This window comes from Saccharothrix deserti (assembly GCF_009769385.1).
In the GTDB taxonomy this organism is placed as follows: domain Bacteria; phylum Actinomycetota; class Actinomycetes; order Mycobacteriales; family Pseudonocardiaceae; genus Actinosynnema; species Actinosynnema deserti.
Genome location: NZ_VKAB01000012.1, coordinates 402,487 through 411,808, shown reverse-complemented (window position 1 = coordinate 411,808; position 9,322 = coordinate 402,487). Strand labels below are relative to the sequence as shown.

The following is a 9,322-nucleotide window of genomic DNA, read 5'->3' as shown; positions in this document are numbered from 1 at the left end:
GTGTTTCGGTGGTCATTGCGGTTGGGGAACACCCGGTCCCATTCCGAACCCGGTAGTTAAGCCTTCCAGCGCCGATGGTACTGCACTCGTGAGGGTGTGGGAGAGTAGGACGCCGCCGAACATTCTTTCCCTCAGGGGCACCCGATACGGTCGGGTGCCCCTGAGGGCTTTTTTGCGTTACGGTCCGTTTGTGGCCGAGGTGACGAGACACGACGACCTGGCGGAGTTCTGGGAGCGGACCGAGGACTTCTTCAACGCCGACCCGGTGTTCCACACCATCCCCATCGCCGCGGTCGACCGCCGGCTCAACCACCCCGACCCGGACGACGAACCACCATTGCTGGTCACCGTCACGGAAGACGGCGTCCTGGTGGCCGCAGCACTGCGCACGCCGCCGTGGCCGCTGACACTCAGCGGTGTCGCACCGCAGTGGGTGGACGCGGTGGCCGACGCGTTGGCAGGCGAGGTGGAACTGCCCGGCGTCAACGGTCCGCGCGAGTCGGTGGAACCGTTCGTCGTCGCCTGGGTGGCACGCACCGGCTGCGGCGCCCACGAGCACATGGCGTTGCGCCTGTACGAGCTGGGCGACCTCGTCCCACCGGACGTCCCCGGCACCGCACGCCTGGCAACCCCGGACGACCTCGACCTGCTCGCCCACTGGCGCACGGAGTTCGCCGTCGAAGCGACCGCGCAGGCCCGTGACGAGGGCAGCGAGGACCGTTCGGAGCGAATCCTGCGCATCAGCCTGGCCGCCGGGAACGGTCACCTGATCTGGTACGTCGGCGACACGCCCGTGTCGTGGGCGGCGGCGAACGCCCCGGTGTCCGGCATGTCCCGCATCGGCCCCGTCTACACCCCGCCCGAGCACCGCAGGAACGGTTACGGCGCGGCGGCCACGGCGGCCTGCGCGACGTGGGCACGGGAGAACGGCGCGGAGCACGTCGTGCTCTACACCGACCTGGCGAACCCGACGTCGAACTCGATCTACCAGCGGATCGGGTTCCGGCCGGTGGTCGACTCGGCGGAGTTCGTGTTCACCCCTGCCGGTAGCTGAGCAGGTCGCCCGGCTGGCAGTCGAGTACCTCGCACAACGCGGTGAGCGTGCTGAACCGGATCGCCCTGGCGCGGCCGTTCTTGAGGACCGACAGGTTGACCACGGTCACGCCCACGCGTTCGGACAGCTCGGTCAACGTCATCCCGCGCTCGGCCAGCAGCCGGTCGAGGTGTACCTGGATGGTCACACGGTTCCTTCTAGCTCCTCGCGCATCTCCGCGCTGCTCCGCATGATCTTGGCCAGCGACAGCATGCCCAACCCGGTGACCACGGCCCACCACGGCGCGGTCCAGTCGCGCGTGAACTCCATCATGGACACTTCGTACGTGACTGCGCGCCTCAACAACAGGGTGCGCACGAAGGCTTCGACCAGTGTGGCCGCGGGCGCCGCGACGAGCGTGAACCACCCGAAACTCCGCAGCCGGTCAGCCGTGCCGGCGGTGTGGACGCCTTCGTCGGTGGCCCGTTCGAGCAGCCTGAGCAGCAGGAAGAACAGCGCCGCGTAGACGAACCAGGTCGGGACGCCGTCGAAGAAGCCGAGCACGCGGTTGCCGCCGGTCGGGTTGACCGCGCAGTAGCGCAGCTCGGTCGGGTAGTTCGAGACGCCGTCCCGCAACCCGCCCTGGGCTTGGGGCTCCGCGCTGAACTGGCCGGTGACCACCGCGGAAGTGAAGCACAGCGTGGTCTCGCCGATCGCGTTGTAAACCTTGAGCACCACACCGAGCAGGAAGGCGACGGCCGTGATCGACCACATGGCGCGGACCACGCCGGTCAACGGCTGCAACGGGTTCCCCTTCGTCATGACGCATCCCCCGGCATATCGTTTATCGATGTTATCGAGAAACGATACCCCCGAAGATCTCCCGCGTGACAGGCCGGTTGCGGGCGTGGGAGGAGAACACCAGGGACGTGGTCGTGTCGCCGTACCGCTGGGCCTGCTCCACGAACTCCTCCAGCTCGATCGTCGACCGGCACACCACGCGCAGCAGCCAGCAGTCGTCGCCGGTCACGTGGTCCGCGTCGCGCACCTGCGCCATGGTCACCACCCGTTCGCGGAACCGCGGCGTGTCCAGGCTGCGCACGCGCACCCGGACGATGGCCTCGATCGGCAGCCCGAGCCGTTGCGGGTCGACCACCGCCGCGTACCCGGTGACGATCCCGGCGTGCTCCAGCCGCCGCACGCGCTCGGTCGTCGCGGGCGCGGACAGCGAGACCCGCTTGGCCAGCTCGGTGAACGTCATCCGCCCGTCCCGCTGGAGCAGGTCCAACAACTTCCAATCCAGATCATCCAGTTCCACCGTGGAATCGTAAGCGGGAGCGCCCGTTCACCTGGACTTCTCCATGGGGAAGAACACGCTGGTCAGCGACCATTTACTCATGACCAACACACTCCGCTTCCCCGCCGCCGACCCCGCTTCCGCCGCCGCGTTCTTCGCCGCGGAACTGGCCTTCGAGGCCGACCCGGACGACGTGGTCCGCGACCTGAAGGCAGGCACCACCGAGGGCTTCCAACTCGTCGAGACCCGCAGCCCCGAGGCATTCGAGCGCGCACGCATCCCCGGCGCGATCAACCTCCCGCACTGGGAGATCGACGGGACGACGACCGCCGACTGGGACCGCGACCTCGTCTACGTCTGCTACTGCGAGAGCTTCGAGTGCAACGCCGCGACCAAGGGCGCGCTCAAGCTGTCACGGCTCGGGTTCAAGGTGAAGCGGCTGGCCGGCGGCATCACGACGTGGCAGGCGGCCGGCTACCCAGTGGAGGGTCACTCAGCGGAGGGTCACCCGGTGGGGGGCGCGGGCCTGCACGGCATCACCTGCGACTGCTGATCTACCCTCGGTCGGGTGACCCGCCTGCTCGTGCTGCAACCCGACCACGACGACCCGCCCGCCCGCCTCGGCGAGTGGTTGACCGCCGCCGGGGCGGTGCTGGACGTGGTGAAGCCCTACGAGGAGCCGGTGCCGGACACGCTCGACGGCTACCAGGGCGTGGTGTGCCTGGGCGGTGCGATGGGGGCGTTGGACGACGTCGCGCACCCGTGGCTCGCGGACGTGCGCAAACTCCTGTCCCACGCGGTGGCCAAGCGGGTGCCGCTGCTCGCGGTCTGCCTCGGCGCGCAGCTGCTCGCGGCGGCCACCGGTGGGCAGGTGCGGCGCAGTCCGCACGGGCCCGAGATCGGCCTGAACCTGGTGGCGAAGCGGGACGCGGCGAGCGGTGACCCGTTGTTCGGGGAGCTGCCGTGGACGCCGGACGTGCTGCAGTTCCACGAGGACGAGGTCGGGTTGCTGCCGCCGACCGCGCTGCTGCTCGCGTCCTCCCCGAAGTGCGCCAACCAGGCGTTCCGCGTCGGTGACCGCGCCTACGGCGTGCAGTTCCACATCGAGACCACGCCGGAGATGGTTCTGCGCTGGGCGGCCGGGTACCCGGACGTCGTGGCCGGTGCTCGTCCGGGACTGCTCGCCCCGGAGAGGCTCGCCGAGGGGCACGAGGACATCCGGGAGGTCTGGCAGCCGTTCGCCGAACGATTCGTGCGCCTCGCCACGGGTGAGCTGACGATCCACCGGAGTCTGCCGCTCGTGTGACGAACCTCCGGTGAGGTTTCGCCACACGCCCTCGGCCGCGGCGGCGTGCCTGCCGGCGTGTGTGACCGTAGTGTTGTTCGGCATCTACTTGATCGTGGCCGGCTGACGCTTCGTCCCGCGCCGAACCGGGCTACGGTGTTCGTCGATGACCGATCCAGCTCGCCTCCCCACGTCCCCCGCGCGGTTCGGCTTGACCGAGACGCGCAGCGGTGAACACCTGCGTGCCGCGGGTTGGTGGGAGGGGCGGCGGCCGAGCGAGGGCAACGAGCAGATCCTGGTTGCGTTGTCCCGCAGCCCGGACCCGGACCTGGCGTTGCGGGGTGCCGACCGGCTGCGCATCGCGCTCGGTGACGAGTGGCCCGAGCTGGACCAGGCGTTGCGGGACAACGAGGCGTTGCGCGGACGGCTGCTGGCGGTGCTCGGCTCGTCCACCGCGTTGTCGGACTTCCTGGTCGCGAACCCGGACCGCTGGCGCGGCCTGGCCGCCGTCGACCCGGTGGGCGCCGAGGTGTTCGCGCCGATCCTCGTCGGCGCGGTCGAAGGGCTGACCGGCGCGGACGCGGCGCGGGCGTTGCGGCTGGAGTACCGGGCGCTGCTGTGCCGGATCGCCGCCGAGGACCTGGCGCACGTGGTCGAGCCCGAGCAGCTGTACGTGAGTTACGACGACGTCGCGGCCCTGCTGTCGGACCTGGCGGTGGCGGCGTTGCGGGCCGCGCTGGACGTCGCCGCACGGCAGGTGCCGCGGTTCGACGAGTGCCGGCTCGCGGTGATCGCGATGGGCAAGTGCGGGGCGCGGGAGCTGAACTACGTCAGCGACGTGGACGTGGTGTTCGTCGGCGAGGGCGATATCGCGGTGGCGACCCGGCTGGCCAGCACGATGATGCAGATCGCGGGCCAGGCGTGCTTCGAGGTGGACGCGGCGCTGCGGCCGGAGGGCAAGTCGGGCGCTCTGGTGCGAACCCTGGAGGGCCACGCCACCTACTACCAGCGGTGGGCGCGGACGTGGGAGTTCCAGGCGCTGCTCAAGGCCCGGCCGGTGGCCGGTGACGAGGAGCTGGGGCAGCGGTACATGGACGTGGTGCGGCCGCTGGTGTGGACGGCCGCCGAACGGGAGAACTTCGTGCCCGACGTGCAGGCCATGCGCCGTCGCGTCGAGGACCACGTGCCTGCCGGGCTGACCGATCGGGAGCTGAAGCTGGGGCGCGGCGGGCTGCGGGACGTCGAGTTCGCCGTGCAGTTGCTCCAGCTCGTGCACGGGCGCGGTGACGAGGACCTGCGCATCACCACGACGACCCAGGCGTTGGCCGCGTTGGGGCTCGGCGGGTACGTGGGCCGCACGGACGCCGCCGACTTCGGTCGCGCCTACCGGTTCCTGCGCACGTTGGAGCACCGGTTGCAGTTGCAGCGGCTGCTGCGCACGCACCTGTTCCCGGCGGACGACGACGTGTCGGCGTTGCGGTGGCTGGCGCGCGCGTCGGGGTTGCAGGCCGAGGGCGGGCTGTCGGAGAGCCAGGTGCTGCTCGCCGAGTTCCGCAAGCGCGCCAACCAGGTGCGCAGGCTGCACGAGAAGCTGTTCTACCGGCCGCTGTTGCAGGCTGTCGCGAACGTGCCGACGGAGGCGCTGAGGTTGACCACGTCCCAGGCGGCGGCACGGCTCGCCGCGTTGGGTTATGCCGCCCCGGACGGGGCGTTGAAGCACATCGAGGCGTTGACCAGGGGTGTTTCCCGGCGGGCCCGGATCCAGACGGCGTTGCTGCCGGTGCTGCTCGACCTGTTCGCCACCACACCCGACCCGGACGGCGGTCTGCTGGCGTACCGGCGGGTGTCCGAGGCGTTGGCCGAAACGCCCTGGTACCTGCGGCTGTTGCGGGACGAGGCCACGGTGGTCGACCGGCTGGCCGCGCTGCTCGGCACGTCGAAGTTCGTGCCGGACCTGCTGGTGCGGGCGCCGGAGGTGCTGCCGCTGCTGGCCGACACCACGGCGTTGGTCGGCCGCGACCCGATGACCATCGGCAACCCGTTGCGCAGCGCGGTGTCCCGGTACAACGACCTGGACCGCGCGGTCACCGCCGCCCGGTCGCTGCGCCGCCAGGAGCTGCTGCGGGTGGCGGCGGCGGACCTGCTCGGGCTGGTGCCGTTGCGGACGGTGTGCGTGTCGCTGTCCGAGGTGTGGGTGGCGGTGTTGCAGGCGGCGATGGACGCCGTGGTGCGGTCCTCGGGCGGGCGGTTGGCGTCGATCGCGGTGATCGGCATGGGCCGGCTCGGCGGACGTGAGCTGGGGTACGGCTCGGACGCCGACGTGATGTTCGTGTGCGAGCCCGCGCCGGGCGTGACCGACTCGGACGCCGCCCGTTACGCGTCGTCCGTGGTGGAGCAGGTGCGGCGGCTGCTCAGCGCGCCCAGCCAGGACCCGGCGTTGCAGGTCGACACGGACCTGCGGCCGGAGGGCAGGCAGGGGCCGCTGGTGCGCACCCTGGAGTCCTACCGGGCGTACTACGCGCAGTGGGCCGAGCTGTGGGAGGCGCAGGCGTTGCTGCGGGCCCGGTTCATCGCGGGTGACGCGGACCTGGGCGCGCGGTTCATCGAGATGATCAGCCCGGTGCGGTACCCCTCGGAAGGTCTGGACGCCGGGGCGGTGCGGGAGATCCGGCGCATCAAGGCGCGTGTGGAGGCGGAACGGCTGCCGCGCGGCGCCGACCCGTCCACCCACACCAAGCTGGGACGCGGCGGGCTCGCGGACGTCGAGTGGACCGTGCAGCTGCTGCAGTTGCAGCACGCGTTCGAGGTGCCCGGCCTGCGCACGCCGTCGACCGTGCGCGGACTGCGTGCGGCCACGGAGGCGCGGCTGATGTCGCCGGACGACGCGTCCGCGCTGATGGACTCGTGGGTGATGGCGACCAGGGCGCGCAACGCGGTCGTGCTGGTGCGCGGCAAGCCGGGTGATCAGCTGCCGACGACCGGGCGCGACCTGGCGGCGGTGGCGTCGGTGATGGGGCACGACGTCGATCCCGGCGAGTTCCTGGACTCCTACCGCCGCACGACCCGTCGCGCGCGGGCCGTGATCGAGCGGATCTTCTACGGTTCCTGAACACTGGAGTTCGTGAAAGCGATCGCGCAGAACGAATTCGGAGATGCCGACGTCCTCGTGGTGCGGGAGCTGCCGGACCCGGTGATCGCGCTCGACCAGGTGTTGGTCGAGGTGCGGGCGGCGGGGGTGAACCCGGTCGACCGGTACGTCCGCATGGGGTACGTCGCGGGCTCGCTGCCGCACCACTTCCCGCTGATCCCCGGTTGGGACGTGGCGGGTGTGGTGCGTGCCGTGGGGCCCGCGGTGGACGGGTTCAAGGTCGGCGACGAGGTGTTCGGCTACCAGCGCAAGGACCACGTGCAGCACGGCACGTACGCGGAGCTGATCGCGGCCACCGAGCGCGGGTTGGCGCACAAGCCGGCGTCGTTGTCGTTCGAGGAGGCGGGTGGGCTCGCGCTGACCGGGCTGACGGCCGTGCAGGCGTTGCGGAAGGTCGGTGTGTCCGCCGGTGACACGGTGCTCGTGCACGCCGCCGCCGGCGGTGTCGGGCACCTCGCCGTGCAGGTGGCGCGGATCATGGGCGCGTCGCGGGTCATCGGCACGGCGTCGCCGCGCAACCACGACTTCCTCCGGTCGCTCGGCGTGGAGCCGGTGGCCTACGGGGACGCGCTGGTGGACAACGTGGCCGAGCTGATCGGCGGCGACGGGCTGGTCGACGTGGCGTTCGACTGCGTCGGCGGCGCGGCGCTCAACGACTCACCCGCCCTGGTCCGCGACCCGGCCCGGATCGTGTCCATTGTGGACACCAACGTGCTGGAGCTCGGCGGGCGGTACGCGTACGCCAAGCCCGTCGCCGCGGATCTGGAGTGGCTGGCCGGGCACGCCGGGTCGGGTGCGTTGAAGGTGGAGGTGCAGCAGACGTTCCCGCTGGCGCGGGCCGCCGACGCGCACCGGCTGCTGGAAGGCAGGCACGTGCGGGGCAAGGTCGTGCTGACGGTGTGATTTGCGTTACACAGCTTGGGCTTGGGCTCGGGCTTGGGTGAAGGGCCCCCGTCGAGGGCGGGGGCCCTTCGGCTGCCTCACTCCTCGTCGGCGGTCGGAACCGAGGTGAGCAGTTCGACGATCCACTCCTCAACGAGAGTGTCGTCGGACTCCTCGTCCTGGACGAGGCGGTTCGACACCCGGACACCGAGACCGAGCACGTCGGCGGCGCCGATCGCCTCGATCGCCTCGGCGGCGGAGTCGAAGATGTTGGTGGACAGCACCTGCGCGGTGGTTGCGACGTCATCAGACACGGCGTGACCCTAACCTCACTTCCCGATCGGGGCACGGGCAGCCCCGTGTCGACGGCGTGTTGATTGGGGGCTACGCACTGTCGATCAGGGGCCTCTGCGCATTGACTATTGGCGTTCCCTATGTCGAGACTGTCGCTACTCACGGGGGAGATTCGTATTCGCACGCGTGCGCCCGGACGAAGGACGTCATGGACGACGAGATTCACCGCAAGAAGAGCAGCGCAGTTCTCAAGATCAGCATGGTCATGCTCGGCGTGCTCGTGCTTCTCGGCGTGATCCAGGCCGTTACGGCGGGCACGGTCGGCGTCGGCGCGTTGAGCTTCAGCCTGGGCGAAACCTCGTCGACGGCCCCGACCACGCCGACCCGCACGTCCGACGAGACCATCGGCGGCGGCACCCTGGACGGCGCGGTGGGTTCGGCCCCGTCCTCCTCGTCGGCGGACGACGCGCCGCCCAGCGCGGAGAACAAGACCGTCACCGGAGCGTGGAAGCAGGCGCGCGGCCTGCTCACCGTGGAAGTCACCAAGGTCGAGAGCCTGGGTGGCCGCCTCAAGGTGTTCGTCACCGCCATAAACGCCAGCACCGCGAAGATGGACCTGCCGGTCGCGTCCATCTCGGCGGTCGACGACGCGCAGCGCAGCTACGGCGCGTCCCCGTCGACCAGCCGGTGGCCGGTGTCGATCGCGAGGAACTCCAGCATCAACGGGTTCGTCGAGCTGGACCAGCGGGTCGGCGCGTCGAGCACGACGTTCTCGCTGACGTTCGCCGGGATCATCGGCCAGCTCGCGCCCACCGGGGGTGCGGTGACCGTGAGCGGGATTCCGATCCCCAAGTAGGTGGACGTCCTCCTCGGTGTCGTCCTGGGGCTGCTCGGCCTGTGGCTGGTGCTGCTCCTGGGCCTGTTCCTGGTCCGGCCGCGGGGCGGGGCACTGGCGTTGGCCGTGCGGCTGCTGCCGGACGTGCTGCGCCTCGTCGCCCGCCTCGCCCGTGACCCCCGGGTGCCCCGTTCGGCGCGGGTCCGGCTGTGGCTGCTGCTGGCGTACCTCGCCCTGCCGTTCGACCTGGTGCCGGACTTCATCCCGGTGCTCGGCTACGCGGACGACGCGATCCTGGTCAGCTGGGTGCTCCGCTCGGTGATCCGTGCGGCGGGGCCCGAGCTGGTGGCGGAGCACTGGCCCGGCACACCGGAGGGCCTGGCCGTGGTGCGCAGGCTGGTCGGGGTCGATTCCGGTACCGGATGAGGATCTGCACGGCGGTCCCCGCGAACCTGCCCGCGTTCCACGAGTTCTTCCGCGACTGGCTGCTGCCCGTGCAACTGCGCCGTGGCGCCCGCAGCCTGCCGACCACCGAACGGGTGGTCGGC

Annotated in this window: 11 protein-coding genes and 1 rRNA gene; 8 read left to right on the top strand and 4 right to left on the bottom strand. The window is 70.8% G+C overall.

Annotated elements, in window-relative coordinates; translation table 11 throughout:
* Nucleotides 1–4 precede the first annotated feature (4 nt).
* Together rrf and FM051_RS23570 are read left to right on the top strand one after the other, a co-directional pair.
* Nucleotides 5–121 (top strand): 5S ribosomal RNA (rrf, locus tag FM051_RS23575).
* A 69-nt stretch (nucleotides 122–190) separates the two neighbouring features.
* A complete protein-coding gene (locus tag FM051_RS23570) occupies nucleotides 191–1,054 on the top strand; it encodes a GNAT family N-acetyltransferase (RefSeq protein ID WP_158846826.1) in 864 nt (287 codons plus the stop codon).
* On the opposite strand, the gene FM051_RS23565 is transcribed toward FM051_RS23570, so the two are convergent.
* From FM051_RS23565 to FM051_RS23555, 3 genes are read right to left on the bottom strand one after another with little or no spacing between them, the layout of a single operon-like run.
* A complete protein-coding gene (locus FM051_RS23565; RefSeq protein ID WP_158846824.1) occupies nucleotides 1,035–1,241 on the bottom strand; it encodes a helix-turn-helix domain-containing protein in 207 nt (68 codons plus the stop codon). The genes FM051_RS23570 and FM051_RS23565 overlap by 20 nt on opposite strands.
* The gene (locus FM051_RS23560) at nucleotides 1,238–1,855 is read right to left on the bottom strand and encodes a DUF2975 domain-containing protein (protein ID WP_158846822.1); all 618 of its coding nucleotides are present in this window, start codon (nucleotides 1,853–1,855) and stop codon (nucleotides 1,238–1,240) included. The genes FM051_RS23565 and FM051_RS23560 overlap by 4 nt, the downstream gene beginning before the upstream one ends.
* Before the next feature lie 31 nt (nucleotides 1,856–1,886).
* A complete protein-coding gene (locus FM051_RS23555; protein WP_158846820.1) occupies nucleotides 1,887–2,351 on the bottom strand; it encodes an Lrp/AsnC family transcriptional regulator in 465 nt (154 codons plus the stop codon).
* A 79-nt stretch (nucleotides 2,352–2,430) separates the two neighbouring features.
* Between FM051_RS23555 and FM051_RS23550 the strand changes: the two genes are divergently transcribed.
* The 4 genes from FM051_RS23550 to FM051_RS23535 all read left to right on the top strand — a co-directional run bounded on the left by FM051_RS23550 (nucleotide 2,431) and on the right by FM051_RS23535 (nucleotide 7,666).
* Nucleotides 2,431–2,883, top strand: coding sequence for a rhodanese-like domain-containing protein (locus FM051_RS23550; protein WP_158846818.1), 453 nt, complete (start codon nucleotides 2,431–2,433; stop codon nucleotides 2,881–2,883).
* 15 nt (nucleotides 2,884–2,898) lie between these two features.
* Nucleotides 2,899–3,636: a type 1 glutamine amidotransferase gene (locus FM051_RS23545; protein ID WP_162470735.1), complete on the top strand. Its 738-nt coding sequence runs from the start codon at nucleotides 2,899–2,901 to the stop codon at nucleotides 3,634–3,636.
* A 145-nt stretch (nucleotides 3,637–3,781) separates the two neighbouring features.
* Entirely contained in the window at nucleotides 3,782–6,724 is a 2,943-nt protein-coding gene (locus FM051_RS23540) for a bifunctional [glutamine synthetase] adenylyltransferase/[glutamine synthetase]-adenylyl-L-tyrosine phosphorylase (protein WP_158846816.1), read from the top strand.
* 12 nt (nucleotides 6,725–6,736) lie between these two features.
* Nucleotides 6,737–7,666: an NADP-dependent oxidoreductase gene (locus FM051_RS23535; protein WP_158846814.1), complete on the top strand. Its 930-nt coding sequence runs from the start codon at nucleotides 6,737–6,739 to the stop codon at nucleotides 7,664–7,666.
* 77 nt (nucleotides 7,667–7,743) lie between these two features.
* Here FM051_RS23535 and FM051_RS23530 read toward each other — a convergent pair whose 3' ends face one another.
* Nucleotides 7,744–7,959, bottom strand: a complete 216-nt coding sequence (locus tag FM051_RS23530) for a hypothetical protein (RefSeq protein ID WP_158846812.1) — start codon at nucleotides 7,957–7,959, stop codon at nucleotides 7,744–7,746.
* A 188-nt stretch (nucleotides 7,960–8,147) separates the two neighbouring features.
* Here FM051_RS23530 and FM051_RS23525 point away from each other — a divergent pair, with 188 nt between their 5' ends.
* Both FM051_RS23525 and FM051_RS23520 read left to right on the top strand, forming a co-directional pair.
* Nucleotides 8,148–8,795: a hypothetical protein gene (locus tag FM051_RS23525; protein ID WP_158846810.1), complete on the top strand. Its 648-nt coding sequence runs from the start codon at nucleotides 8,148–8,150 to the stop codon at nucleotides 8,793–8,795.
* Entirely contained in the window at nucleotides 8,796–9,200 is a 405-nt protein-coding gene (locus tag FM051_RS23520; RefSeq protein ID WP_158846808.1) for a YkvA family protein, read from the top strand.
* Nucleotides 9,201–9,322: the final 122 nt, after the last annotated feature.

What these genes read in the sequence shown, in the direction of transcription:
- FM051_RS23525 (WP_158846810.1), top strand. Translation starts at nt 8,148, where the DNA reads ATGGACGACGAGATTCACCGCAAGAAGAGCAGCGCAGTTCTCAAGATC.
- FM051_RS23540 (WP_158846816.1), top strand. Translation starts at nt 3,782, where the DNA reads ATGACCGATCCAGCTCGCCTCCCCACGTCCCCCGCGCGGTTCGGCTTG.
- FM051_RS23560 (WP_158846822.1), bottom strand. Translation starts at nt 1,855, where the DNA reads ATGACGAAGGGGAACCCGTTGCAGCCGTTGACCGGCGTGGTCCGCGCC.
- FM051_RS23550 (WP_158846818.1), top strand. Translation starts at nt 2,431, where the DNA reads ATGACCAACACACTCCGCTTCCCCGCCGCCGACCCCGCTTCCGCCGCC.